Below are 26,034 nucleotides of genomic sequence, written 5' to 3'. Positions count from 1 at the left end.
TCGACGCGGTCACCGCCTCCGCATCTCGACTGACGAACCGGGCGGCTCGTGCCCCGCACAGGCTGGGCACGAGAACGGGGTCTTCCCTAGTGGTCCAACGTGTCCGGTATCTCCCGCCACGACAGCCTGCGTCCTGAGGTCACGTTCTGCCGCGTCGGCACATTCTCGGTCACGGTATTCGCGGACGACGTGCGGATCAGACCGACGATCTGACCCGAGGGCAGCTTGATCAGCACCGGCCGGCTCGCGAGGAACGTTCCCAGCTTCTTGCCGGCGGAGGTCGCCCCGACGAGCTTTCCGCCTGTCGCGTAGTCGAGGAAGTACAGCCAGCTGCTGCCGCCCGGGTTGCAGGGGTCCACGCTGTCGGGGATGTTGCTGGTGAAGGCGATGATGCCGCCCGACAGGACGGGATTGGTCACCGCACGTTCGCCCGTCTCCGGTAGATCGATGTACCACCCCGCGTTGGTGATGAAGCTCACGGCGGTCGAGGTGATGCTGATCGACGTCCCGGACTTCGTCACGGTCTGCTGGATGAGCGTCGACCGGTTCGGAATCAGGGCCGTGCTGGACGACGTGTGGTTGGGGTCGTCGCGCAGGGCGTAGAAGCTCTGGCGGCGGCGGGACATGGACGTGTTCTCCGTGGCACTGTTCAGCACGTCGCTGTCTCCCAGATACTGGCCGGTGCCGACGAAGATCACCCGCTTGCCCTGGATCACGCCCAGTTCCGGTTCGGTCGTCACCGGCTGGTACTCGGAACTGCTGTTCTTCAGTTCGGCGACCTTGGCGACGTACCACGACGCCGTGGTGGTACCGGACAGATCGAAGCGCCAGACGTTTCCGAGCAGGTCGCCGCCGTACGCGGCCTCGACCGTGGGATCGACGTCGGGCCGTTGCGCGAATGCGGACAGGTGAGCGAGTCCGCTGGGTGTCGTGGATGTGCCCACATTGGTGGACAGTTCGCGGATCACACGGCCCGTCACCGGATTCAGGATCCAGACGCGGCCGATGCCGTCACCGCCGCTCGATCCGGTTCCGGTTCCGTTGTTGTAGCCGGACGTGACGACCGCCACCCAGCCCGCCGCACGCGTCTTGACGATGAGCGGCTTGCCGAAGCTGTAGCCGACATTGGCGCGAATGGAGGGATCGTCGCTGTCGGTCTGCGCGTTGGGAAACTCCCACAGGACCTTCGAGGCCAGCGTCGTCTCATTGCCCATGCTGGGGTTCGTCACGTCGATGGCGTAGTAGCCGAAGCCGCCCTTGCGCAGACCGCCCACCAGGATGGTGCGCCAATCCGGCGTCGGCGGGCTCGACAGGTCGCTCGTGACGACATAGGAGAAATCGACGTCACCCACCGCGGGTGTGCCGTCCACGTAGTAGAGGTGACGGAAGGTCAGGCGGTCCGACAGGTTGCGCAGGTTGTTGAACAGCATGCTGGGCACGTAGGCCCACAGTTCGCTGCCCGTCGTGACATCGAACGCGTGGAGCATGCCGTCGTTCGCGCCCTGATAGACGACGCCGGAGCGCGACGCGTTGTTCGTCTTGAAGTCCTGATAGCCGTTGTCGAAGTAACTGTACTTCGGCTGACGGACCACGACCGGTTCGCCATTGACGATGTCGCCCAGCACCGAGATGTCGTCGGGAATCCGGTTGTTGGCGTAGACGTACGAACCGCCGCTCAGCTGATACGCGCCCGTGGCAGCGTCGACCAGCGGGCGGGGGCCGCGCGAACGGAACTTCTCCACTTCACGGGAGCGGTCTCCGCGCAGGAAATCCAGCACCTGGGGATCGACCGTGGTGACGCCGCTCACCGTGGAGGTGAGCACGTTCTTCTGCGCCGTGGTGAGGCTGGCCCACTGGAACGGAATGGCGTTCGTGCCATCGTAGGTCGCGATGACGCGGTTGCCCGGTGGGCGCGAGGCCAGCTGTTTCTGCGGCGAGGGACTCCACAATGCCGACGAACTCACGGCACCGGTCGCCGTGTCGATCTCGTACTTGTTGATGTCGCCGGCCCAGGGCCCGGAGTTGTAGCTGGACGCATACGAGAAGTTGTCGCCAGGCACCACGTTCGGGTTCGCCACCGCGACCGCGGCCCCGGCGCCGCCTTTCGCACCGACGTTGTTGACGATATCGACGACGCCCACGCGCGTCTCCTCCGGCGAACTGGCCGAGAGCATGAGGCCGCGTCCGTTGATCGTGGCGTGCCAGAGTTCGTCGACGGCCGCGGGATGTCGGGACAGGTAACCGCCACCGCTGCGGACGGTCGGCCACGTCCAGGTCACGGAAGTGTCGAACGGATTGGCGTTGATGGCGATGTTGTCGGCGGTATCCGTGCGGCCGAAGATCAAACCCTGCACACCGAGGCCCAGCGCATACGTGTTCATGTGCAGGTAATCGTTGCGATCCGCGTTGGGAGACTCGTCGTGCAGGTCCACGGCCACCTGGCGCGCGGTCATCGCTGGCCGGGGATTGACCAGATAGAAGAACATCGCGATGTCAGCGAGCGTATTGCTTTCCGCATCGGCATAGTGATGCTGCGGTGTGACGGTAACGGCCGGCAGGGGACTGCTCGGAGGCAACGGAATGTTCCCGGCCGGCGTCGCATTGCCGTAATTCAGGTTCGGTTCCGTCGTGCTGTAGGGAATCGTGTAACGGTTGGACGTCGTCGCATCCCAGTTGGCGAATGTCGTCGGCGGAGCGTCGTTGCTCGCGAAGCCGTCGGTGATGACGAATGCGGAGTTGAACTGGCACGCGGCCGTGATCGGAGCGCTTGCGTCCGTGCGCTGGTATTGCCGCCCGGCGTACTCGAGGGCATCCCGAGTGGGCGTGCCGCCGTCGCCTTTCGTACGGTAGAGGTCGTACAGCAGCCGCTTGGCGTTCGTCGTGTCCGACGCGCTGTCGAAGTCGCGCATCGTGACGTTGAACTGGTTGTTGAACAGGAAGTAGCCGGCCCGCAGACCAGTCAGCTGATCGAATGCCAATCCGAGGGCCCCGTTCAGCATCATGTGCCGCTTGCGATAGTAGCCGTACCAGTTCGCGAAGTTGGTCATCTCCTCCTGGTAGGTGCACACGGTGCCGACACAGTCGCTCCGGGTGGCGGGCTTGGTGTAGCTGGTCACCGAGGAGGTCACCTGGACACGTTGTATCCGGCGTCCATCCGGACCGTAGGCCTCATCCGCAGCGAGCGGGCCGGTGGCCGATGAGAGCAGCCAGTAGGTCGCCGGATAGTAGGCGATCTGCACGTCGAGGCGCTTCGACGCCCCGATCACGAGGGTCGTGGTCACCCCGTAGGTGGCTGCGAAGTGGCAATAGTCCGTCGTCTGCGCTGCCGTTTCGACGATGCACTGCTCGCTCGCGGCGGCGTTCGTCCACGTTCCGCAACCTGTCCCGTCCTGCGCGCAGATCCTGTACCGCGAACTGCCGGGAAGAATCATCCCGGCGAACATGGGGAACGTGCGATTGGTGGCCGAAGCATCGCCCGGCTGGGCCAGCGTGGCGGTCAGATTGACCGTCGTGGCGGTGCCGCTCGTGGGGTAGATCGGATGGCTGCGTACCGTGCTCCACGACGCGGCCGTGTTGTCGTAGTTGGGCAGCGTGGTCGTCGTGGTGCCGTTGTTGTAGGGGCGCCAAGGGTCGTAGTTGATCGCCGGGTTGTAGTACTGCGCGTTGTAGAGCGGGCTGCGCGTCCAGGCGAACTCCCGCGTCGGCGGAATCGCAAAGTGATCGTTGCCGGAATCGGAGTAGCTGCGGGTCTCGCAATTGCTGCCGCACTGCCCGTTCGGGAACAGGTACATGTACTTCCGCCAGGTGGTCGTGGCATCCCCGGCGAAGTTGAAGTTGATCGGACCGGTCGGTGGCGTCGTGCTGAAGAAGCCGGTTCCTCCCGCCGTCGGTGTGGTACCCCCACCCTGCCACACGTTCGCGGTGGAGGTGGCGCCGTAGCCGATGAAGGACCGGCTCGTCGTGTTCCACCACACGGCGCCGTCGTTCGTCGAGAAGCCCTTCACGGGAAGCATCTCGCCGTCCATGGACCCGGAGTCGTCGACCACGAGGATCATGTTCGGCTTGGCTCGACCCTTGGTGGCCATGGGGATGTCGCCGATGTCGGTCGCCGCGGCCTGGACCGTCGGGATCAACTGGGCCCAGGTCACGCTGCAGATCACCGCGTAGGCGCCGATGCGCCGCTTCCACGAATACGTCGAGTTCATAACGTTCTTCCTCGCAAACCCTGACAGCTCGAAGACGTCCCGACCAGCGCTGCCACGACGGCGCAGCGATCCGGCGCAGGACGCGTCGTCACATCGTGATCACCGATTGGGAATACACGATCGTGTTCTTCGGTCCCTCGACGCGGATGGTGACCCGGTAGGACACCACGATCGCATTGGCACTGGGCGTCGTCTCGCCCGCCTTGTAGCTTTGAACGAACTGGTTGTTGGGCATGACCGCGCAGCGTTGCTCCAGCTCGCTGGATGTCGACACGTTCTGCGAGCACATCCGCTCCACGATCCACCGCACCGTGTTGCCGGAGATGTCTGTCCCGGGGACGCCGGACCAGTCCACGTCGGGAAGTCCGTCCGCCGGGGCGGTATCGTCGAGGAGCACAGGGTAGTAGCGGCCCGCCGCGGTGCTTGTCTGAGTGGTCGGCGCGGACGCGAATCCGCCTGCCGTCGTGATCGCGGAGAAGGCCGATTCGACCCCCGTATCCACGGCCTGGAGAGCGGCCATGCGAAAGGCCATGTTTCCCGAAATCATGTTGCCAGTGTCGGTGGAGCGGACCAGGGCGATGCCCGCCAGCGTGAGCGCCACCAGCACGATCAGGGAAATCACCAGCACGACACCGGATTGCGTCCTGCGCATGTGAAGAGCGATTGTGGTCACGGGAGAGCTCCTAGTACTGCCACATCACGTTGCGAAGCGGGATGATGGTTTCGTACACGCGATACCGGTAATAGCGCCACTCGGAGTTCGCCGAGAGATCGATGATTGGCGCGGGGTTGGCCACGCTGTCGCGCCATGCGCAGGGGCCGTTGTTGTTCGTGCCCGAGGTGTTGGAGCACGTCGCATTGACGCTTTGCACGATGTCCTTCTCGCGCAGCTGGCTGCGCGCCACGACCGCGATGCGGATCGCCTTGATCCGGCCCTGATCCGAGAATGCCGGGGCCGCCCAGGTGCCCGAGGCATTGACCCAGCTCGATACCTGCTGGACCGATTCGGACGTGGAGATGCCGTACTGCGCCTGCATGTTGACGATCCCTTCGGCCAGATCGATGGCCGCACCGCCACCGGTCAGGTCCTGCTGCTGCAGCTTGCCGTTGTTGTTGGCGTCCAGCACGACCGCGTAGGTGACCCGGCGCATCTGGCCCATGTTGCTCACCACGGACAGCGAGGTGGGCGTCATCTTCTCGTTGGAGTATCCGCCCGAGGGCAGCAACGACGCGAGATTGCCCAGCGGCGGATTGGCCGGTGCCGCAGTGGTGGGCTCCACCTTGAGCGCGAGGAACTGGGGGTTGTCCGGACTTGGGCGAGTGCCACTCACCTGCAGGCGCGTGCAAGCCGATCCGGTCTTGCCGACCAGGATGTAGTCGCCGACGTTGTAGACCCGATTGCCCAGCGCGTTGTCCACCACGATCTCGGCAACGGTTCCGTTGAAAGTGACCTGTACCTGGGAGGGCGTGGATCCGAAGCCGGAGGAACTGAACGCGAGCGTCACCGAATCGGGCGCGTTCGATGCGCCGTTCGTCACGGTCACCGGCATGAAGCTCGCCACCGTGTCGACGGCGTTGTTGGCCCACTGGCGATACGAATTGCAGATGGGGTTGGCTGCGTAGAACATGCCGAAGCCGGCCAGCCGGATCTCGCGCTCGATGGTCGTGAGCGCCATGAGACCGCCTTCCTGCGCGTCGTTCGTGACGGTCGTCGTGCGCTTCTGCCCCTCGAACGCATTGAACGACTGGAACACGATGATCATGCCGATCAGGCCGATCACCATCCCGACGAGGATGTCCACGAGGCTCATGCCGCGCTGATCGGTGATGCGGCCCGGGTAGCGTTCAGCCATGGCGATTCCTCAGTTGCTGAGCTGGGTGGTCACGATGAAGTTGTGCTGGCCCGTACGCGACTCCCAGCACACCCGTACCGTGACCTGGCGGTTGGCCGCGTTGACGGTGATCGACTGCTTGGCGGACGTGGCGCTGGGCAGGAGCGCCGCGACGTTCGCGAGCCATGCCGTCACGTTGGCGTTCGCGGAGTTCGCCCCCGTCGGTGCGCAGATGGGGCCGGTGGGCCGGTGTGCGTACAGCGCGAGGTTCGCCCGGTCGGCCCACATGTAACCGATCACCTGATTGGCCAGGAAGCTCGCATCCGACCGGAATTTCGCCTCCGAGCTGTTGCGGATGGACTCCGCCTGCAAACCGATGATGGCCAGGATGCCCAGCGAGAAGATGAGAATCGCGATGAGCGCTTCGAGCATCATCACGCCGCTCTGCGATCTTGCCGTTCTGAGGGATGCGCGCATGACAGATGACCTTCCTAGCAGGCGGACGCGCTGGTGGAGGGCGACGCCGGATCGCACATGCGTATCGAACCGCCCGGGGTGACGGTCACTCGCAGACACCGCACATCGCCCACGCCTGCCTGGGTGAGGCAGTCACCGCCGTTGGGATTCGATACGTTGATGGTGATGTTCTGCGCCGGCAGTGGCGACACGAAGCCGGAGCCGACGAAGGTGACGGTGGTCTGGGACGCAGCGACCACGACGTTGGTGGTTCCCTCCCCGGCATTTCGGACCTGTATCTGGTCCCACGCGGCCGTGGTGCGGTTGAGCGCCTCGATCACCCAGCCCGACGTGGTTTCGTCAGGCAGTCGCCAGCGGACCGGACTGTTGCGGCGGACCGCTTCGGCCCGCGTGAGCTGCAGTCCATCGTTGATCGAATCCGTGGCGGTGCGCACCTGGCTGTTGATGATCCAGTCGCGGAACGACGGCACGGCGAGCCCGACCAGGATTCCCAGGATCAGGAATCCGATCATGAACTCGATCAGGGTGACGCCAGACTGTCGGGCACGCATGTCAGCAGTTGTTCGGCTTCTTGACGACCCAGCAACCGGTCCGCGTGCTCCAGTCGCCGCCGGAGGGCACGCCTGTCGTGTTCCGATTGCCCTGGTCGTCGATGGTGAAGATGAAGCCTCCGGTGCCGCCTCCGGTCTGGCCTGTCGCGGTCAAGAGGAAGGTCTGGCCGACAGTTGCGCCGGCTGCGCAGGTCACCGCGAAATAGCTGGTGGTCTCCGGAAGCGTGAAAGCCGGGAGACCTGCCGCGGTCCCGCCGCATTGGGGTGGATAGCTGCGGTTGTCCTGGTAATACTGTTCGAGACGGGTGCGGGTGGCGCCCAGTTGGGACTGCGCGTCGGTCAGCTTGCCCCGGATCACGTAATCCCGATAGGCCGGTAGTGCAATCGCACCGAGCACACCCACGATGGCACAGGCGATCAGGAGCTCGATGAGGGTCACACCGCTTTGCTGCTTCATGGGCGCATCTCCGCTTTTGACGATGGGAAGGGTAGAAGGGGAGGGACGTGCTGACCACCGGAGCCCGACGGGCGGTCGGATTGACGGAACGACCGGTCGAATCCGGCGGTTCTCCGGACCCGAGCCACAGTCTTCAGTGCCTGGTCCCGAGGGCCGGTCAGCCGCAGCCTTGGGCTCTATCGACCGCCGAAGGCCGCCCCGAACCTCCTGGGAACCAGGGTCTCGGTACCAGGGTCTTGGCACCAAGGCCTGGTGCCCGGGACCGAGGTCCACGGCCCGCTCCGACGTTATTAGACAGAGTCCAATTCTTATCTTAGACTTCGGGACATGATGAAAAATGGCCTTTCCCGCGAGAATCTCACCGCGCGGCTGCGTTCGTTCGGAATCAGTCCGACGCATCAGCGCCTGGAGATTGCCCACGCCCTCTTCTCCCGCATGAGCCACGTCTCGGCGGACCAGGTGCTGGCCATCGTGAACGAGCGGCATGCCGAGACATCGAAGGCGACGGTCTACAACACGCTCAAGCTGTTCGTGGAAACCGGCCTCGTGAGAGAGGTCATCGTCGACCCGGCGAAGGTCTTCTACGATCCCAACACCGGCCCTCACCACCATCTGTTCGACGTGGAGACGGGCGAGATCACCGACATCGATGCCTCCCACATATCGATCACCGGACTCCCGGAACTTCCTTCCGGCAAGGTGTGCGCGGGGGTGGATCTCATCATCCGCGTCAAGGGCAGCAGGGACGGCGCTGCCTGACGCGGTGCGCGGCCGGCGGTGTCAGCCGCCGGAGAATCGGGGGGCGCGCTTTTCCAGGAAGGCGGACACGCCTTCGCGGAAATCAGGCGCTGCAGCGGCCTTGCGCTGCAGGTTCACCTCGCACGCCAGCTGCTTCGCGAAATCGTTGTCCACCGACGCGTAGAGCGCCTGCTTGATGAGCGCGTAGGTTCCGGTGGGTCCCTCGGCCAGACGGCCCGCCAGCGCGGAGACCTCCGAAGCGAAGGATGCGTCGTCCACGCACTTCCAGATGAGCCCCCATTGCGCGGCCAGTTCCGCGGAGAGGGGTTCGGCCAGCATCGCAAGGCCCATGGCACGGGCCATTCCGACGAGCCGGGGCAGCACGTAGGTGCCGCCTGCATCGGGGATCAGCCCGATGCGCGCGAACGCCTGAAGAAAGGTGGCCGACTGCGCGGCGATGACGATGTCGCAGGCGAGCGCGATGTTCGCGGAGGCGCCCGCGGCAACGCCGTTGACGGCGGCGATGACCGGCATGGGGAGCGCGTGCAGACGATGCAGCAGCTTGTTGTAGTTGTCCTCCAGCGCCCTGCCGGCGTCGAAGGCCTCCGGACCGTCGATGTTCCCGGATTCGGTGAGATCCTGGCCGGCGGAGAACGCCCTCCCGGCCCCCGTGATGACCAGCACCCGTGCCGCGCCGGGCGCTTCGATCCGTGTGAGCGCATCCCGGATCTCGACGTGCATCGACGCCGTGAAGGCATTCAACCGGTCGGGCCGGTTCAAGGTGAGGGTCGCGACGCCCTCCGTGACATCCAATAGAATCGAGCTGTAGTCCATCGTGCATCCTCATCGCGATCGTGCCGCCGCGCCTGCTCTCGGCGAGGTCATCGCGCGGGGAGGCCCAATTATCCCATCCACCGGTTGCGGTCAGGGCGCTTTGCCGTGGTCCAGAAGCGTCGCGAAGGCCGGCCGGAGTCATCGAGAAAGGTCATGACGTACGAAAACATCCTGGTCGAGACCCGCGGTAAGGTCGGACTCATCACGCTGAACCGCCCCAAGGCGCTGAATGCCCTGTCGCCCGCCCTCATGCGCGAGCTTGCCTCGGCCATCGACACCTTCGAGGCGGACGAGAACATCGGCGCTCTCGTGATCACCGGCAGCGAACGCGCCTTCGCCGCCGGTGCCGACATCAAGGACATGCAGACCAAGTCCTACATGGACGTCTACAAGTCCGATTTCATCACGGCCGAATGGGAGCGTGTCACCCGTTGCCGCAAACCGGTCATCGCGGCGGTCGCCGGCTTCGCGCTGGGCGGCGGTTGTGAACTGGCCATGATGTGCGATTTCATCCTGGCGGCCGACAACGCGAAGTTCGGGCAGCCCGAGATCAACCTGGGCATCCTCCCCGGGGCGGGCGGCACGCAGCGGCTGCCGCGTTTCGTGGGCAAGTCCAAGGCGATGGAGATGGTGCTGCTGGGCCAGGCACGCATGATGGATGCCGCCGAGGCGGAGCGGGTGGGTCTCGTGAGCCGGGTGATTCCGCTCGCCGGTCTGCTGGAAGAAGCGGTGGCGACAGCCGCAAAGATCGCGGAGTTGAGCCAACCGATCGTGATGATGGCCAAGGAGTCGGTCAATCGCGCGTTCGAAACGACCCTGGCCGAAGGTGTCCGGTTCGAACGCCGGCTGTTCCATTCCGCATTCGCCACCGAGGATCAGAAGGAAGGGATGTCGGCCTTCGTGGAAAAGCGCAAGCCCGCGTTCAAGCATCGCTGACGCGGTCCCGTCCGGGGCATGAGCCCTGGCCGGATCCGATACGGCGGTCCCGAGGAAGACGCCTGGCGCCTTCCCCTCGAAGGGGGTTTTTCCGGTTGGAGAAATCGGCGGGCGTGGGATATACTCCGCGCCCTCTTTCGCTGGTGTAGCTCAGTCGGTAGAGCAACTGATTCGTAATCAGTAGGTCGGACGTTCGATTCGTCTCACCAGCACCAAGTTCTCGCGGGGCCCGGATGCAGATCCGGGCCCCGTTTCACGTGCGGCAAGGCTTCACTTCGGACCGCCGGTCGTCTCATACTTCGCCGTGCATCGCCCGACTCTGCCTGCGGCGCCCTTCGCGCGCGTCGATCGGGCCTTCGTCGGGGACATCACTCATGCCACTGGTGCATCTCATCTACACGAGTTTCGCGGTGGACGCTCCGTCGAGCCGGGAACTCATGACCATTCTCGAGGCCTCGCGGCGGCGCAATGCCGCAGACGGCGTCACCGGCATGCTTGTGTATGGGGGCGATCTGTTCCTGCAACTGCTGGAAGGACCGCGGGAAGCCGTCTGCCGGACCTTCTACCGGATACTTCGGGATGCGCGGCACCGCGACGTGACGATCCTGCAGTTCGGCTATCCGGCCCAGCGCCGGTTCGCTGCCTGGTCGATGAACTACGCCGGCCTCGGGGAGTCCCGCGAGCTGATCGAGCGTCTTGCAGGTCCCGACGGATTCCTCTCGCTCGCGGCCGATGCCGATGCTGCGATGAAGTTCATGCACGCGCTCTCGCTCGGATCGTCCGGCTGAACATCTGCTTTCGGGCCGCTCAGCGCCGTCTTTCCCGGAAGAAGTTCCACGCAGTCTCGGCCGCGTCGATGTCCCGGTTGGTCGGACCCAGCACCTGCTTCTGCAACCAGCCCGTCCGTCCCCCGGGCCACGTATGGCCACCGCCCAGCACGTCGATCCGTATGGCGTCGGCGTTGAAGGGGCAGCCGGGATAGACGAACCGGCGTACCGTCGAACCGTCGGTCGTGACCCTGTCGGGGAGATCCTCGGCGACAGGTGTCGTTCCGCAGCCATTGCGCTGCGCCCACCACTGAACCGATGCGGCAGCGGACAGGCGCGGTTCGCTCATCTGTCCCGTACGCGTGCGGACAGGAGACCCGTCGAAAGGCATCAGCGGATCGGCCGTGCCGAAGATCGCGAGTACCGCGACGGGCCGGGAGGCAGGGCAACGCCGATCCGGATCGGACAGCATCGTCGCGATGACCGGCGCGATGGCGGTGACGATCTCGCTGCGTTCGCAGGCGAACCGCCATGCCATGGCGCCGCCGTTCGATGCGCCGGTCACGAACACCCGGCCGGGATCCGCGCGATGCCGCGCCACGAGCGATCCCACCAGTTCGGACAGGAAACCCACATCGTCGATGGCGGTGGGATCGCCGCCCGACAGGTAGACGCGGCGGCCGTCATTCCAGTTGCCGTCGACGGCATCCGGCGCCACCAGCAGCACTCCTTCGCGTCTTGCCACCTCCGGCCAGCGGGTCCTGGGCCAGATCCGCTCGGCGTCCTGGGTTCCCCCGTGAAGCAGGATCACGAGCGGTACGGTGGCCGATCCACCTCGCGGCACCTGCATCAAGTACGTTCTTGCAAGGCCCCCGTGCTGAAGCGTCTCGCGAAGGGGCGCCGACTGTGCCAGAACGCACGGCGCGATCAGCACGGTCGCAAAGGCGGCGGCGAGCCGGCGCAGAGCCGCGAGGCTGGTCATGCGGATGCGACGCCGCCCACGAGCCGCACTTCTCTCTGGGGGAAGGGAATCACGATGTGCCTGTCGCGGAACGCCTCGGCCACGGCCTGGTTCAGCTCGCCCGAGACGTGCCCGTAGTCCGGCACGTTCACCCAGGGCCGGATCGCGATGTTGATGGAGGAGTCCGCCAGCGTTTCGATCTGCACGTCCGGGGCCGGATCCTGGAGCACTTTGGGGTGCGCTGCCAGCACTTCACGTACGACCCGCAGGGCTGCACCGAGGTCCGTGTCGTAGGACACGCCCACGACGTTCCTGACCTGACGGATGCGGCCGTAGTTGTGCAGGATCTCGCCCACGATCTTGCGGTTCGGTATCACGACGCGCGAGAGATCCACATGCTGGAGCGTCGTGCTGAACAGGGCAACGTGCGCGACTTCGCCCTCCACGCCCACGACCGAAATGTATTCGCCCACGCGGAAGGGCTTGGTGAAGATGATGGTGAGGCCGGCCACCACGTTGCTGAGTACGCCCTGCATGGCCAGGGCGATGCCGGCGCCGGCAACGCCCAGGCCCGCAATGAGCGGCAGCAGTTCGACACCGAGATTCTGCAGCGCCATGATGAGAAACAGGCCGAAGACCATGATCCGCACGACCCGCGTGAGCAGAGCGCGCACCGGCGGCTCCAGTTCGAACCGGTCCAGGCCCCCGTCCAGGGCCCGGGCGACCCATCGGCCCGCGACGACGCCTGCCACGAGGATGACGACGGCGGTGAACAGCTTGGGACCGAACCGGATGGCGATGTCTACCGCTGCGACCTTGACCTGACTCAGGGTTTCGAGATGTTCGTCCATGTTGTTCTGATGTCTCGAGTTCAGTGGAGGATGTCCGTGTTGTCCGAAAGGCCGGACTGCCGCCAACACCGGCGGTCCGGCAGGAATCAGCCGTCCAGCATGAGCGACGCCATGCCGTCGGCGAGCTTCGGTTCGAACCACGTGGATTTCGGCGGCATGATCATGCCCTGGTCGGCGACAGCCATGAGATCCGTCATCTGCGTGGGAAACATCGAGAAGGCCGCGGCCCATTCACCACCATCGACCCTCCGGTCGAGTTCGGCCACGCCGCGAATGCCGCCTACGAAGTCGATCCGCCTGTCCCGCCGCGGATCGGTGATGCCGAGCAGCGGTTCGAGCACGTGCGCGGCGAGGAGGCTCACGTCGAGCTTCCCGACCGGATCGCCGGCTTCAGTCCATCGGGCCTTGAGCGTGAGACGGTACCAACGAGGGCCCAGCCGCAGTCCGAACTGAGCCGCTCTGCACGGCGTCACGGCCTGCGCCTCTTCCTGAACCTCGAATCGCTCTTCCAGCGCACGCAGGAACGCTTCCGGTCCATGGCGGCCGAGGTCGCGGACGACGCGGTTGTAGGCGAGGATCTTCATCTGGTGATGAGGAAACGCCACGACCAGGAACCGTTGCGACGGTTGGTCCGGTGAACTGCCTGACTCTCGGCGATTGGCTGGCCACCCGGGAGGCGGCAGCAGACCGGTGATGGCCGTCGGCGATGTACAGCGCCGGCATGGCCTCGAACGCATCGGATAGCTGCTGTTGCAGCCTCCCCGAGCCGATGCTCCACAACGCGTGCTCGACGCCCCCGGGGCCGGTCGCGACATCGTCAGCAGCGGCGGACGTGGCTTCGGCAAGCAGTGTGTCGACATCGCCCGCCGGGGGGTAGGCGAGCAATACGGGGCCGGTGTGTCCACCGACCGCCTCGATCTGCCGCACGCGGTCGTCCTCCTTGTCCGGACGTGTCAACTCGTGCCGGCGGATACGTCCGGCGTCGTACGCCTCGACGGAAGCGGCGGCAACGAGACCGGTCTGGACGTGATCGCCCATGCGCAGGCGATACGCGTAGTACATCGCCGTGCGGTCGCGGCGGAGCACGCCCTCGCCGATCATCCGCAGCAGGTTCTCCTTTCCTTTGGCATAGACGGCATCCGAATAGGGATCGGTATCCGCGGACAAGTCGATCTCGGGCTTTGAGACGTGCAGAAAGCTCCAGGGCCGGTCTGCGGCGAGGACACGCGCTTCGTCGGTGGAGAGCACGTCGTAGGGCGGGGCGATGACATCGGCCGCCCGTCCTCGGGCAGGACGCAATGCACGGAAAGGGAGAATCAGGGACACGGTCTGAACCACGGGACTGGACATTCCCGATTGTACGCACGCCGCGCGCGCCCGGTCGTCCCCGCGTGGCGGCATGCGCTGGAGGTTGTGCTACTGTCCCCGGACCCATTCCAACAATGAATGAAGGAGGATCTCCCGTGAGCCGACTCTACGGAGCGCATCACAGAAATTATCAGGATCAGCACGACAGCCGCCGCCTCGCCGACAAGATCGAGGAACTGGCCGTGCACACGGAGGTTTCGGAGATGGACAAGGCGTTCATCGAGAGCCGGGACATGTTCTTTCTCGCCACCGTGGACCACGAAGGCCGCCCGACCGTGTCCTACAAGGGCGGAGACCCGGGCTTCGTACGGGTGCTTGACGCAACGACGCTCGCCTTTCCGCTCTACGACGGCAACGGCATGTTCTACTCGGCGGGCAACGTGGCCGGAAACGCGAAGGTCGGACTGCTGTTCATCGATTTCACGACACCCAACCGGATGCGCGTGCAGGGCGAGGCGACGATTGACCAGAACGATCCGCTGTTGCTGGAATTCGTCGAGGCGCAGCTTGTCGTCCGAGTGAACGTGACCGAGGTATGGCCCAACTGTCCCCGCTACGTTCATCGTCACGAGAAGGTGTCCGCATCGCGCTACGTGCCGCGTGCCCAGTGCGAGACGCCCCTGGCCGGCTGGAAGCGGATCGATCTCGTGCAGGGTGATCTGCCGATGGCGGACCGGGGCCGCGCCGAAAAGGCAGGCGGTCTGCTGTCCATCGAGGAATGGTTCGGCAAGGTCGCCACGGGCGCGCCGGACGCTTGAACTTCGCCTGTCCGATCCCCATGTCATGAGCGGGAGCCGCCGCGACTGAATGCGCGCGGCGGCTCTGTGCTACAGTCCGTCCCGCGGCCTCGTCGTCCAGTCCCCTCGCCGCCCCTCGAATCACCTTTCAAACCACGCTTCGGTTTCCCTGACTGGAATCGCCTCACGGGCGATGCGGACCGGCGCGGTCGCCATCCGGAGTTTCATGTCCTTTGCGTCTCTCGGGCTCTCCGAGCCCATCCTCCGTGCCGTCGCAGAGCGCGGCTATACCGAACCCACTCCCATCCAGATCCAGGCCATCCCCGTCGTTCTTGCCGGCGGCGACCTTCTGGGCGGGGCCCAGACAGGAACCGGAAAGACCGCCGGGTTCACCCTTCCCATCCTGCAGCGCTTGAGCACGACCCCGCCGGTCCATGGTTCCGGCAAGCGCGCACCCATTCGAGCGCTCATCCTCACGCCCACGCGGGAACTTGCGGCGCAGGTGGAAGAGAGCGTCCGCGAATACGGCCGCCATCTCGATCTCAAGTCCATGGTGATGTTCGGCGGTGTGGGATTCCAGCCGCAGGCGTCTCGTTTGCGGGAACGGGTGGACATCCTCGTCGCCACCCCGGGCCGGCTCCTGGATCACGCCGGGCAGAAGACGGTCGATCTGTCGGCCGTCGAGATTCTCGTGCTGGACGAAGCCGACCGGATGCTGGACATGGGTTTCATCCGCGACATCCGCAAGGTGCTTGCGATGCTTCCGAAGCGCCGGCAGAACCTGTTGTTCTCCGCCACCTTCTCCGACGAGATCCGCAGTCTTGCCGACGGCCTGCTGGATCGTCCGGCCACCGTGGAAGTGGCCCGGCGCAATACGCCGACCGAACTGGTCGATCAGCGGGCCATCGCAGTCGAGAAGGGCGCGAAGCGGCTGCTTCTCGCGCATCTGCTGCGGACGCGCCAGTGGACCCAGGTGCTCGTGTTCACGCGTACCAAGCACGGAGCCAACCGGCTGGCAGAACAGTTGTCGCGCGACGGATTGCCGGCGCTGGCGATTCACGGCAACAAGAGCCAGGGCGCCCGGACACGGGCCCTGTCGCAGTTCAAGGAGGGCAATCTGCAGGTGCTGGTGGCGACGGACATCGCCGCGCGCGGTCTCGACATCATCGAGTTGCCGGTCGTGGTCAATTTCGGAGTTGCCCAACGTGCCCGAAGACTACGTTCACCGCATCGGGCGCACGGGCCGCGCCGGCTGCAATGGCATTGCCGTATCGCTGGTGGGCAGTGACGAGAAGACGTTCCTCGCCGACATCGAGAAGCTGCTTCGGCGCCCCATTCCGCGCGAGACGGTCGCCGACTTCGACATGGCGGCGGCCCTGGCTGCAAGCCGCGCTGCGGCTCAGGACAGGCCGGCCGCGGAGAATGTCCGGTCGGACAGCGCCCCGAAACACGAATCGAGGCAAAGGCGCACGGCGGAAGGAACACCGCGAGGTGAACGGCCGCAGCGAAACCGGGACAGCGAGAGGCGGAGCGAACCCGCTGCAGAGCGTCACGGTGGCGACCGCAGTGCGCGACCCGCCCAGGGAAACCGGGCGGATCAGCGGCAGGGACAACGCGACAGGACAGGAAACAGGCAGCCTGGCGCCGCGCGGACCGAACCGCGTCGAACCGACTCTGGCGCACGTTCCGATCCTGCGCGCCGGCGTCCTCCGGCCGGACAGGCCCTGCGCCAGGAGGTGCGTCCCGAGGAGCGCACCGACGACGACTCCCGGGGCAACCGAGCCTTGCCTCCGCGACAGGAAGTCGATGGAAACCGCGCCCCGCCGCCGCCTCAGGATATCGATGGAAACCGCGTTCCATCCTCCGGGGCGACGCGATCGGCAGACGATAATCGCGGGAATGCCAAGCCGCGGAAAGGCATTCGGGGGGCGTTCTCCCAGGCGATCGGCGTACTGCGCCGGATGGGTTGATACAGACACGGTCCGGACGACGGATCGCGGTTGTCCGGCGCGTCTGTGCTCTCTGGCTTGAACGCGCACCGGCGGGACGATCGGTTCACGCCGGTCGCGCAACGCCATCGTCCGTTCCAGTGAAGGTCCGGTAGGACCTTCACTGGAACATCGCACAGTGCCCGCGCGAACCGGATTTCCCCCGGATCGATCCCTTTTCTCCCACTCCTCTGCCGGGTCGCCACAGGTGCCGACGTATCGCGCCGGGCGCCCATTGCTGGTGGATGAGGAGAACCGCTTCGCCATCCTGCGCGGCACCAGGTTTCGCCCCCCCCGTTCTTTCGAACGTCACTGTTCCCTCACGGCCGGGAGCCACGGGCCGGCCCGTCCGCACTCCCGCCCGTCTTGTGCCGCTCGCATGAAGCGGACAGGAGACGGGTGAATTGATCGAAGTCAAGTCGCCAAGGCAGTTCGTCGCTACATTGTGACGGTAACGTGTCCGCGAGTGCCCTCCAGGATCCATGGAGCTGGCAGTCCGTTCATGTCCGGTGTCGGACGAACCCTGGGGGGTGACAGCGTGAACAACGGCCGGATCTGGGTGTGCGACGACGAACCGAGCGAACGGTTTCCGGTGTTTACCCGCGGGAACGTCGGCGAGGTCTTCGTGGAGGCAGTGACACCGCTCACGTGGAGCGCGTTCGGCCGCCAGTCCTGGGAGCCGGCCTGGCGCGACGCGTTCTGCGGTATCGGGGCATTCAGTCCGGAGGAGTTCAAGCCGGCGGGACAGCCCGAGATCACCGCCTGCTTCGGCGGGTACGTCTACATCAATATGTCGGTCACGCGCGTCCTGGCTGTCCGCATTCCGGGCATGACCGTCGAAGCCATCGATCGATCGCTCTTCGGCGACTATCCGGACGTCCCGCCCTATCGTCCGGATCCGCGGGACGAGAATCCCGAACGTACCACCGCCGTGTCTCAGTGGCTGCAATCGCTGTTCGTGGACGATCCGCGCCCGGTGAATGCGGACAACCTGCGGCGCCTCGAGGCGTTCCTCGCGGATACCGTCCCCATGGACACGCAGACCGACCAGGAACTGGTGGCCCGGTTCCGGTCCTATCTCCCCGAAGCCCGCCACCTGTTCAGGCAGCACGTCCTGAACGGCTATGGCGCCAATGTCCTGGCGAGTGTGATCGCGCAGATCTGCGAGGCCGTCGGCGCAAAGGACCTCGCTGCGGCGGTCACGGCGGGGCTGGGAGACGTGGAGTCGGCTCAGCCATCCTTCGAGCTCTGGACCCTGTCTCGCCTCGTGCGCGCGTCGGCGTCCCTCTCGCTCGAGTTCGATCGCGGTGTGGAAGGTCTGCTGGAACGCCTGCAGCAGTCCAACGACCCCGACGCGCGCCGGTTCCTGGATACGTGGAACCAGTTCCTGGATCGTTGGGGCTTTCTCGGGATCAGCGTGTGGGACCTGCGCTCGCCGACCTATCGCGACCACCCGGAAATCGCCTTGCGCATGCTCGAACGCACACGCACGGTGCCGGACGACGCCGCGCCGGAACGCCGTTCCGGCGAACTGGTGCGGATGAGGGAAGCGGCCATCGCCGACGTGAGCGCACGTCTCGCCGGCAACCCTCAGGTCCAGGGACAGTTCGTCGGCGCCGCCCGTGCGTGCGCCCGCTACCTGGCTGCGCGCGAGGCCGGCAAGACACATTGCACCCGCCTCAACGACGAAGCGAGGCGGGTCATGCGGGCACTCGGGACCAGGATGACGGGGCGTGGACACCTGCCGCGCTGGGGGCATGTGCTGCTCCTGAATGACGACGAACTCGACGCCTTCGTGGCGGAACCGACGGTCTTCGCCACGGCTCTCGCCGAACGCGCGACGAGACTTGCCGTGCTGGAGGGCCTGGAACCTCCGTTCGTGTTCGAAGGGAGTCCTCCGCCGCTGGCGGTCTTCCGCGACCGGAACGGCCAGGCATCGGGAGTCGCGGCGGCAGGTCGCGAACTGCATGGCATCGGCGTCTCGGCGGGATGCCACACGGGGCGTGCCCGCATCGTCAGATCGCTGGAAGCGGACATCGATCTCGAACCCGGCGAAGTGATCGTGGCGCCGATCACCGACGCATCGTGGGGACCGCTCTTCCTCGCGGCCGGCGCGGTGGTCGTGGAAACCGGCGCAGCGATCTCGCATGCCGCGATCGTGTCGCGCGAACTGGGCATTCCGGCAGTGGTATCCGTGACGGGCGCCACCAGCCGGATCCCCGACGGCAGCATGGTGACCGTCGATGGCGGCGCCGGCGTGGTCACCCTTCTCTGACAGCGATCGAAGGGATGACGGCAACGGACATTCCGGCGCCCTGGCCGGTGCCTCTCGTCACGGCGATCGATGGTACCTGCCGGCTCTCGCGCGACGACATCGGCGGCAAGGCCTGGGGCGTCAACCGGATGCGCGAACTCGGCCTGCCTGTGCCTCCTGCGTTCGTGGTGACGACGCACGCGTGCAGGGACTACTTCTCTTCCAACCGAATCCTCTCCGATGGTTTGTGGGGACGGATCGTGTCGCACGTCCGACGTCTGGAGGACGGTACGGATCGCAGATTCGGCGGGGCCCGGCGGCCACTCCTTCTCTCCGTGCGGTCGGGTGCCGCGCACAGCATGCCCGGGATGATGGACACGATTCTCGATCTTGGGCTCAATGCGACGGCCGAGTCCGCGCTGACGGCGGAAACCGGCGACGGACAGTTTGCAGCCGACACGCGGCAGCGCTTCGTGCAGCTGTACCGTCGCGTCGTCCTGGGAAGCCGCCTCGAGGCGGTGCCGGAGGATCCATGGGCGCAGTTGCGCGCAGCCGTGGCCGCGGTCTTCGATTCGTGGCATTCGCCTCGTGCCCGCGCCTACCGGCGCAACCGCGGACTCTCCGAAGATGCGGGAACGGCCGTGACCATCCAGGCGATGGTGTTCGGCAATCTCGACGACCGCTCGGGTACCGGGGTGCTGTTCAGCCGGAATCCCATCACCGGGGATGCGTTGCCGTGGGGCGAGTGGCTGCCACGCGCGCAGGGCGAGGATGTGGTCTCCGGTGAGACGACCCCGGATACGCTGGAACGCCTCGCCGACGCGATGCCCGATGTCCACCGGGAACTTCTGCAGGCGGCCAGAGTGCTCGAGACGGATGCGAAGGACGTGCAGGACATCGAGTACACGGTGGAGGCGGGGCGTCTGTGGCTGCTCCAATGCCGCGTCGCGAAGCGGTCGCCGCAGGCATCGGTCCGGCTGGCGATCGCCTTTGTCGACGAGGGGCTGATCTCGGAAGACGAAGCACTGGGCCGGCTCGACGCCGAACAGATGCGTTCGCTGCCGCGTCTCGCGCTTCGTCCGGAGTGCGAGGATCGTCTGCCCGATGCGCGCGGCGAACCTGCAAGCCCGGGATTGGCGCGCGGCACGGTCGTGACCGAAGCTGCGATGGCCGAGGTCTGCGCGCATCGGGGAGTGGATGTCATCCTCGCACGTCCCACCACGAGCCCCGAGGATCTGCACGGCGTCATTGCGGCGCGAGGGCTCGTGACCGAGCAGGGTGGATCCACGTCCCACGCCGCGGTGGTGAGCCGGGAACTGGGCCGGCCCTGTGTCGTGGGCTGCGGTTCCGGCACTGTCATGGGGTTGGCGGGGCACCTGGTCACCATGGACGGGACGACGGGACGAGTCTGGCGCGGCGATCTGACGGTCGATTGCATGCGGGAAGAGGCGAACGACGACCTTCGAAGGCTCATCCGGTGGGCGCTTGCACGGACGACAGTGCGTGTGCTCGAGACGGACGCGGCTCCTGCAGATGCCGTCGATCTCGACGCCTTCGGTGACCATTGGCGCGAGGCGTTGGGTCCCGGAATCGCCGTCCGCGGCCAGGTTCTCGAAACCGAGGCCGGCATCCAGGCATCCGTTCATGCGGGCGTGGGCGCGGTCGTCGTCCGGGCGCGCCTGCCTGCCGCGCTCTCCTGCCTGCACGCTGTCGCAATGGCTGAGGCACAGGACGAATCCGGCGCGGCCGGCCCGGCGGACTTCACGGACGGACTGGCCGATCTCGTCCTGCTGCGAGCGGCCGCGCTCAAGGGTCGCGCCAGCACGGCCATCCTCGCAGATGCGCTCTCACTGCCCGAACCTGTCGTGGACAAGGACTATCGCGCACTCGCGCAGCGGGGATTGTGTCAGCTCGGCGCCGGCGTGAGACTCACGGCGGCCGGGCGTGCCGAACTGGAAAGGCTGCTCGCGCTGGAGCGCCAGGGCGTCGATGCCTCGCACCTGACGGCGTTGTATTCCGCGTTCGCGGATCACAACGACGAATTCAAGCGCATCATGACCGGATGGCAGTTGAAGGCCGACGGGGCCGTGAACGACCACGCTGATGCCGCGTACGACACCGCGATTCTGGAACGGCTGGCATCGCTGCACCGGAGATTTGCTCCCTTCCTGGAGCAGGCGACCGCGGCCGTGCCGAGGCTGGCGCTATACCGCGACCGGCTGGAACGAGCCGCCACACGCATCTCCGGCGGTGACACGTCGTTCGTCGCGAGGATCATCGCCGACAGCTATCACACTGTGTGGTTCGAGTTCCACGAAGAACTGCTGGCCCTTGCGGGATTGAAGCGCCGCGACCTCGGCGCAGCGGTGGCCTGATTGGCGTCCCGCGGACGCATCATCCGTGCATTCGATTTGCTGCCGTCAGGACAGGGCCCTGCCTGAGTCCGTTCGCCTACTGCCGGTGCACCGGGTCCCGACGAATCCGGGCCGCGGCATTGCGTGACGACGGACGCCGCAGTTCTTCCTTGCGGCTTACCCGGATACGCCTGCGAGCGAAAGTGCGCGCGTTCTGCCCATGCCCAGGGAGACGGCGCACTCGATGATTTCGCCCCAGCTCGTGGCATCCAGTGGAATGCCGTGCGCTCCGCGTGCGGCGCGCGTTTCCCTCTCCGGTTCGCCCGGGATGCGGACGCGGTCGAACGAACCGGCAACGCGCGCGGACTTCACCCACTCGACGAGACGCTCGGCTTCCCCGGCCTGCGTGGACGCTCCGCCCAGTCTCGCAGGGTCGATCAGTATGCTCAGCATGTTGTTGTCGATCACACCCCAATCCGTGCGGCCCGGCAGCGTTCCCGCGCCGCTCAGAGCGCCGGCCAGCAGTTCCCCCACGAAGGCCAGCCCGTAGCCCTTGTGATCGCCGAACGGGAGCAGGGCACCCAGCGGTTCGGTCCACATCACGGCCGGATCGTTCGTCGGGTTGCCAGCCGCATCCAGAAGATTGCCATCGGCCACCGGCACACCGCGCTTCCAGGCCACGCGCGTCTTGCCGTGAGCGATGCGCGAGGTCGCGAAGTCGAGAACGATCGGTTCGCCTTCGCCGCGCGGATAGGCGATGCAGACAGGATTGGTGGAGAACCTCGCTTCCGTGCCGCCCCATGGCGCCACGAGCGCGGGCCGGCCGATCACGTTCACATGATGGATGGACACGAACCCCGCGGCGGCCACTTGCTCGCCCCAGTGACCGATGCGGCCGAGGTGGTGGGTATTGCGCAGGCTGACGATGGCCACACCGTGCCGGCGCGCCCGTTCGATGCCCAGGTTCATCGCATCGAAGCCGACCACCTGTCCCAGTCCCATGCCGCCGTCGAGTGTCAGCAGCGCTCCGGCGTCGAGCACGGTGGTCATCGTGTCGCCCCGCTTGAGCAGGCCCTTGCGTGACGACAGGATGTAGCGCGGAACCATGCCCACGCCGTGGGAGTCGTGGCCGCTCAGGTTGGAAAGCACCAGGTGGTCTGCCGCGAGCCCGGCGTCACGCGAGGACCAGCCCGCGGCTTCGAAAATGGCCTTCACGAGAGCGTGCAATGGCTCGGGGAGGACGAGGACGTCGTCGGGGGCGATGCGGGTCATGGCTAGAGGCGGAATTGAACGGCCTTCCATTATGCGGGAGCGCCCCGTCCCGGCAGCGCCTTTCGGCTAGACTGGTCCCACTTCTGCCACTCCCCACGGTTTCATGTCCGTACCGTTCACACGGCACTGCCAGGGCGTTCCACCTCCACGGCCGACCCGGTCCACTGCGTCATGAAGGCGGCGGACGGCACCTCCGCAACGGCGGCGATCCGTGCCGATCCGGGCTTGCGGACACTCCTCGTTCTCTGGTCCTTCGCCGCACCCTATCGGGCGCGCATCGTTGTTGCGGCGATCGCGCTGGTCGTCGCCGCGGCTTGCTTTCTCGTCATCGGCCAGGGCCTCCGCCAGGTCGTGGACTCCGGGTTCACCCACGGTGACGAGACCGCGCTCAACCGGGCGCTGCTGAGTCTGCTGGGCATCATCCTGCTCCTTTCCGCGAGCGTGTACCTCAGGTTCTACAACGTCTCGTGGCTGGGTGAACGTGTCGTCGCGGATCTGCGCAAGGAGGTGTTCTCGAGGCTTCTTGCCCATTCGCCCGCATTCTTCGAGGAGGCGCGGACAGGTGAGCTGATCTCGCGTCTCACGACCGACACCGCACTGCTCGAACAGGTGGTGGGTACCAGTCTCTCCATGGCGGTGCGCCACGTTCTGCTCGGCATCGGTTCTGCCGTGATGCTGGCTCTGACCAGCCTCAAGTTGACGGGGCTGGTACTGCTCGTCGTTCCGCTGGTCGTGGTGCCCATCGTGCTCTTCGGCCGCAATGTGCGCCGCCTGTCACGCGCGAGCCAGGACCGCATTGCCGATCTGGGCGTGTTCCTGGACGAGACGCTGCACGAAATCCGGACAGTCCAGGCCTACACCCATGAGAGCGTGGACCGTGGCACCTTCGGTGAGCGCGTGGAGGATTCCTTCCGGACTGCAAGGCGCCGGATCCGGGTCCGGGCCACGCTGGTCGCTGCGGTCATCGTTCTCGTCTTCACGGCCGTGGGAATCGTGCTGTGGATCGGCGGACACGACGTCCTGTCAGGCCGCATCACGGCAGGCGAGCTTTCGGCGTTCGTCTTCTACGCGGCCATGATGGCATCGGCCGTCGGGGCGATCAGCGAAGTCGTCGGCGACCTCCAGCGAGGCGCCGGCGCGGCTGGGCGGGTGATCGAACTCCTGCAGGCACCCTCCATGGTCACGACTCCGCCCAACCCCGTGCGGCTCGAGCATCTCGTGAGGGGAGACGTGTCTTTCGAGAACGTGTCCTTCTTCTATCCCTCCAGGCCGGAGACTCCCGCGCTCGACGGATTCTCGTTGCGTGTGCGGGCCGCGGAACGGGTCGCGCTCGTGGGGCCCTCCGGGGCGGGCAAGTCGACCGTGTTCCAGTTGTTGTTGCGATTCTACGATCCTGTGTCCGGCCAGGTGAGGGTGGACTCGACGGACATCCGCACGCTCGACGTCCATCGGCTTCGTTCCTGCATCGCCCTGGTTTCCCAGGAGCCGGCGATCTTTGCTGCGAATGTCCGCGAAAACGTCCGCTACGGGCGCCCCGATGCCAGCGATGACGACGTGGAGGCCGCGTGCCGCGCGGCCCATGCGACCGAATTCGTCGAGCGGTTGCCCCAGCGGTACGACACGTTTCTCGGCGAACGGGGGATACGGCTATCCGGCGGGCAGAGACAGCGGCTGGCCATCGCGCGTGCGATTCTCGCCGATCGCCCCATTCTTCTGCTGGACGAGGCGACGAGCGCCCTGGACGCGGAGTCCGAGCGCATGGTCCAGCTGGCGCTGGAGTCTCTCATGCAAGGCCGGACGGTTCTGGTCATCGCGCATCGCCTGGCCACCGTGCGGCACGCGGACCGCATCGTGGTGATCGATGGCGGCAGGCGCGTGGGCGAGGGCACGCACGAATCCCTCCTCGAAACGAACGCGCTCTATGCGCGGCTTGCGTCGCTGCAGTTCGGCGGCGGGACCGGATGAAGGGCGCCGGCAGGCGCTGCGCCAGCCGGCCGCCAGCGGTGCCAGGCGGCGCAGGCTACTTCTGCGCCTTCTCCTCGATGGTCTCGAAGACCTGGACCACCTTCTTCACGTCGCCGGTCTTCGCCGCAATGGAGGCGGCGGCCTCGGCTTCAGCCTTGGTGACGAGTCCCAGCAGATAGACGATCCTGTTCTCGGTCACCACCTTGACGTGGTTGACCTGGAACTTCCGTGCCTCGATGAACCGGCTCTTCACCCGGGAGGTGATCAGTGTGTCGGTGGACCGCGACGACAGGGACGACACGGGTGCGACCACCGTTTCGTTGACGACGTAGCGGACTCCGTCCACGCCCTTCGCGATCTTGCCGACTTCCAGGCGCATGTCCTCGTTGAACACCTCTCCGGTCAGCAACACCACCTTGTTGTAGCTCGTCACGTTGACGTGGATGCCGTCGCGGAACCGCTCGCCGATGCGGCTTCCCGTCTTGATCTCGATGCCTTCGTCGTCCAGATAGGTGCCGCTCGACCGGCGGTCGTCGGCGATCAGCGCGCCTGTTCCTACCGCGCCAGCCGCCACGAGGGGAAAGCAACCCTGCAGCGCAGGAACCGCCAGCACGAGGGAGGCGGCGGCGAGAAAAAGGGAACCGATACGAATTTTCATGAAGCTGCTCCGAATAGCTGCAGATCGATCGCATCGCACAGGCAGTGGATGCAAAGCAGGTGAACCTCCTGTATCCGTGCGGTGACGGGCGAGGGCACGCAGATGTGCACGTCGCGCGGTCCGAAGAGACCGGTCATCTTGCCGCCATCGCGACCCGTGAGCGCCACCACCGAGATGTCCTTGTCGTGAGCCGCCTTCACCGCTTCGATGACATTGGGCGAATTGCCGCTGGTGGAGATGGCGAGGAGCACGTCGCCGGCATGGCCGAGTGCCCGCACCTGTTTGGAGAACACCTGCACATAGTCGTAATCGTTGGCGATGGATGTCAGCGTCGACGAGTCGGTCGTGAGCGCGACCGCCGCCAGGCCGGGGCGCTCCATCTCGAAGCGGTTGAGCAGTTCCGCCGCGAAGTGCTGGGAGTCGGCCGCCGAACCGCCGTTGCCGCAGGCCATGATCTTTCCGTCGTTCATGAGGCAGTGAACCATCTTTTCCGCGGCGTTCTGCAGCGGACCGGCCAGCGTCTCCAGCGCACGCATCTTGGTTTCGGCGCTGTCGTGGAAATGCTGGGTGATGCGAGCCAGGATATCCATGGTGAGTCCTTGATGAAACGAATCATTATGGCATCGGTCTTGTGCGCCGGCGCGCTTCTCTGCCGGAACCGTCGATGCCCAGTGGCAAACCGGCGCGCTTCCCCGGCGGGTCCCCCAAGAGCCACCCCATGAGCCCGCGTCCGGTTCCGTCCCGCCGGACACCGGCTCTGACCGGGCGGGCCATGCATGGTTCCGGGGGAGCCCTGCCCATCTTCGGCGCTGGCGATAGCCGCGGACAC

The 26,034-nt window shown here is 66.0% G+C and carries 19 protein-coding genes, 1 tRNA gene and 2 pseudogenes; 9 read left to right on the top strand and 13 right to left on the bottom strand.

All coding sequences use genetic code 11. The features are described from left to right. Window positions 1-86: 86 nt before the first annotated feature. The 6 genes from IPK20_23755 to IPK20_23730 form a co-directional block, all read right to left on the bottom strand. The gene (locus IPK20_23755; protein ID MBK8019392.1) at window positions 87-4,205 is read right to left on the bottom strand and encodes a PQQ-binding-like beta-propeller repeat protein; all 4,119 of its coding nucleotides are present in this window, start codon (window positions 4,203-4,205) and stop codon (window positions 87-89) included. 88 nt (window positions 4,206-4,293) lie between these two features. Further along, on the bottom strand, window positions 4,294-4,878 hold the full coding sequence (locus tag IPK20_23750) for a hypothetical protein (protein ID MBK8019391.1): 585 nt from the start codon (window positions 4,876-4,878) through the stop codon (window positions 4,294-4,296). A 10-nt stretch (window positions 4,879-4,888) separates the two neighbouring features. After that, window positions 4,889-6,058: a PilW family protein gene (locus tag IPK20_23745; protein MBK8019390.1), complete on the bottom strand. Its 1,170-nt coding sequence runs from the start codon at window positions 6,056-6,058 to the stop codon at window positions 4,889-4,891. A gap of 9 nt (window positions 6,059-6,067) precedes the next feature. Next, window positions 6,068-6,514: a type IV pilus modification protein PilV gene (gene pilV, locus IPK20_23740; GenBank protein ID MBK8019389.1), complete on the bottom strand. Its 447-nt coding sequence runs from the start codon at window positions 6,512-6,514 to the stop codon at window positions 6,068-6,070. A gap of 14 nt (window positions 6,515-6,528) precedes the next feature. Next, on the bottom strand, window positions 6,529-7,065 hold the full coding sequence (locus tag IPK20_23735) for a GspH/FimT family pseudopilin (protein MBK8019388.1): 537 nt from the start codon (window positions 7,063-7,065) through the stop codon (window positions 6,529-6,531). A gap of 1 nt (window position 7,066) precedes the next feature. Continuing rightward, window positions 7,067-7,522, bottom strand: a complete 456-nt coding sequence (locus tag IPK20_23730) for a prepilin-type N-terminal cleavage/methylation domain-containing protein (GenBank protein ID MBK8019387.1) — start codon at window positions 7,520-7,522, stop codon at window positions 7,067-7,069. A 330-nt stretch (window positions 7,523-7,852) separates the two neighbouring features. On the opposite strand from IPK20_23730, the gene IPK20_23725 reads away from it, so the two are divergent. Then, entirely contained in the window at window positions 7,853-8,281 is a 429-nt protein-coding gene (locus IPK20_23725; GenBank protein MBK8019386.1) for a transcriptional repressor, read from the top strand. Window positions 8,282-8,302: 21 nt separating this feature from the next. Here IPK20_23725 and IPK20_23720 read toward each other — a convergent pair whose 3' ends face one another. Beyond that, a complete protein-coding gene (locus tag IPK20_23720; protein MBK8019385.1) occupies window positions 8,303-9,094 on the bottom strand; it encodes a 2-(1,2-epoxy-1,2-dihydrophenyl)acetyl-CoA isomerase in 792 nt (263 codons plus the stop codon). Window positions 9,095-9,247: 153 nt separating this feature from the next. Here IPK20_23720 and IPK20_23715 point away from each other — a divergent pair, with 153 nt between their 5' ends. From IPK20_23715 to IPK20_23705, 3 genes are all read left to right on the top strand, one after another. Continuing rightward, window positions 9,248-10,030 (top strand): enoyl-CoA hydratase, encoded by a 783-nt coding sequence (locus IPK20_23715; protein ID MBK8019384.1) that lies wholly within the window; start codon window positions 9,248-9,250, stop codon window positions 10,028-10,030. A 139-nt stretch (window positions 10,031-10,169) separates the two neighbouring features. Continuing rightward, a tRNA-Thr gene (locus IPK20_23710) sits at window positions 10,170-10,245 on the top strand. 159 nt (window positions 10,246-10,404) lie between these two features. Continuing rightward, complete coding sequence (locus tag IPK20_23705; protein MBK8019383.1) at window positions 10,405-10,818, top strand: BLUF domain-containing protein; 414 nt, start codon at window positions 10,405-10,407, stop codon at window positions 10,816-10,818. A gap of 19 nt (window positions 10,819-10,837) precedes the next feature. Here the strand turns inward: IPK20_23705 and IPK20_23700 are convergent, their stop codons facing one another. The 3 genes and pseudogenes from IPK20_23700 to IPK20_23690 all read right to left on the bottom strand — a co-directional run bounded on the left by IPK20_23700 (window position 10,838) and on the right by IPK20_23690 (window position 13,935). Continuing rightward, entirely contained in the window at window positions 10,838-11,779 is a 942-nt protein-coding gene (locus tag IPK20_23700) for an esterase (protein ID MBK8019382.1), read from the bottom strand. Continuing rightward, the gene (locus IPK20_23695; GenBank protein MBK8019381.1) at window positions 11,776-12,609 is read right to left on the bottom strand and encodes a mechanosensitive ion channel; all 834 of its coding nucleotides are present in this window, start codon (window positions 12,607-12,609) and stop codon (window positions 11,776-11,778) included. Before IPK20_23695 ends, IPK20_23700 begins: the two co-directional genes overlap by 4 nt. A gap of 86 nt (window positions 12,610-12,695) precedes the next feature. Next, window positions 12,696-13,935: pseudogene (locus IPK20_23690) on the bottom strand (DUF1015 domain-containing protein). Between the two features lie 137 nt (window positions 13,936-14,072). Between IPK20_23690 and IPK20_23685 the strand changes: the two are divergent. The 4 genes and pseudogenes from IPK20_23685 (at window position 14,073) to IPK20_23670 (ending at window position 21,331) form a co-directional block, all read left to right on the top strand. Then, on the top strand, window positions 14,073-14,735 hold the full coding sequence (locus tag IPK20_23685; GenBank protein ID MBK8019380.1) for a pyridoxamine 5'-phosphate oxidase family protein: 663 nt from the start codon (window positions 14,073-14,075) through the stop codon (window positions 14,733-14,735). A 205-nt stretch (window positions 14,736-14,940) separates the two neighbouring features. After that, a pseudogene (locus IPK20_23680) lies at window positions 14,941-16,684 on the top strand (DEAD/DEAH box helicase). 556 nt (window positions 16,685-17,240) lie between these two features. Beyond that, window positions 17,241-18,977, top strand: a complete 1,737-nt coding sequence (locus tag IPK20_23675; protein ID MBK8019379.1) for a phosphoenolpyruvate-utilizing protein — start codon at window positions 17,241-17,243, stop codon at window positions 18,975-18,977. Between the two features lie 14 nt (window positions 18,978-18,991). Continuing rightward, complete coding sequence (locus IPK20_23670; GenBank protein ID MBK8019378.1) at window positions 18,992-21,331, top strand: pyruvate, phosphate dikinase; 2,340 nt, start codon at window positions 18,992-18,994, stop codon at window positions 21,329-21,331. A gap of 156 nt (window positions 21,332-21,487) precedes the next feature. Here the strand turns inward: IPK20_23670 and IPK20_23665 are convergent, their stop codons facing one another. After that, window positions 21,488-22,582, bottom strand: coding sequence for a malate/lactate/ureidoglycolate dehydrogenase (locus IPK20_23665; GenBank protein MBK8019377.1), 1,095 nt, complete (start codon window positions 22,580-22,582; stop codon window positions 21,488-21,490). A 171-nt stretch (window positions 22,583-22,753) separates the two neighbouring features. On the opposite strand from IPK20_23665, the gene IPK20_23660 reads away from it, so the two are divergent. After that, window positions 22,754-24,547 (top strand): ATP-binding cassette domain-containing protein, encoded by a 1,794-nt coding sequence (locus IPK20_23660; GenBank protein MBK8019376.1) that lies wholly within the window; start codon window positions 22,754-22,756, stop codon window positions 24,545-24,547. Window positions 24,548-24,602: 55 nt separating this feature from the next. Here the strand turns inward: IPK20_23660 and IPK20_23655 are convergent, their stop codons facing one another. Continuing rightward, entirely contained in the window at window positions 24,603-25,205 is a 603-nt protein-coding gene (locus IPK20_23655) for a BON domain-containing protein (GenBank protein ID MBK8019375.1), read from the bottom strand. Further along, window positions 25,202-25,795 (bottom strand): phosphoheptose isomerase, encoded by a 594-nt coding sequence (locus IPK20_23650; GenBank protein MBK8019374.1) that lies wholly within the window; start codon window positions 25,793-25,795, stop codon window positions 25,202-25,204. Before IPK20_23650 ends, IPK20_23655 begins: the two co-directional genes overlap by 4 nt. Window positions 25,796-26,034: the final 239 nt, after the last annotated feature.

It is taken from the genome of Betaproteobacteria bacterium (assembly GCA_016713305.1).
Classification (GTDB): domain Bacteria; phylum Pseudomonadota; class Gammaproteobacteria; order Burkholderiales.
The sequence above is the reverse complement of the archived record's forward strand: the minus strand, read 5'-3'. Positions and strand labels throughout refer to the sequence as shown.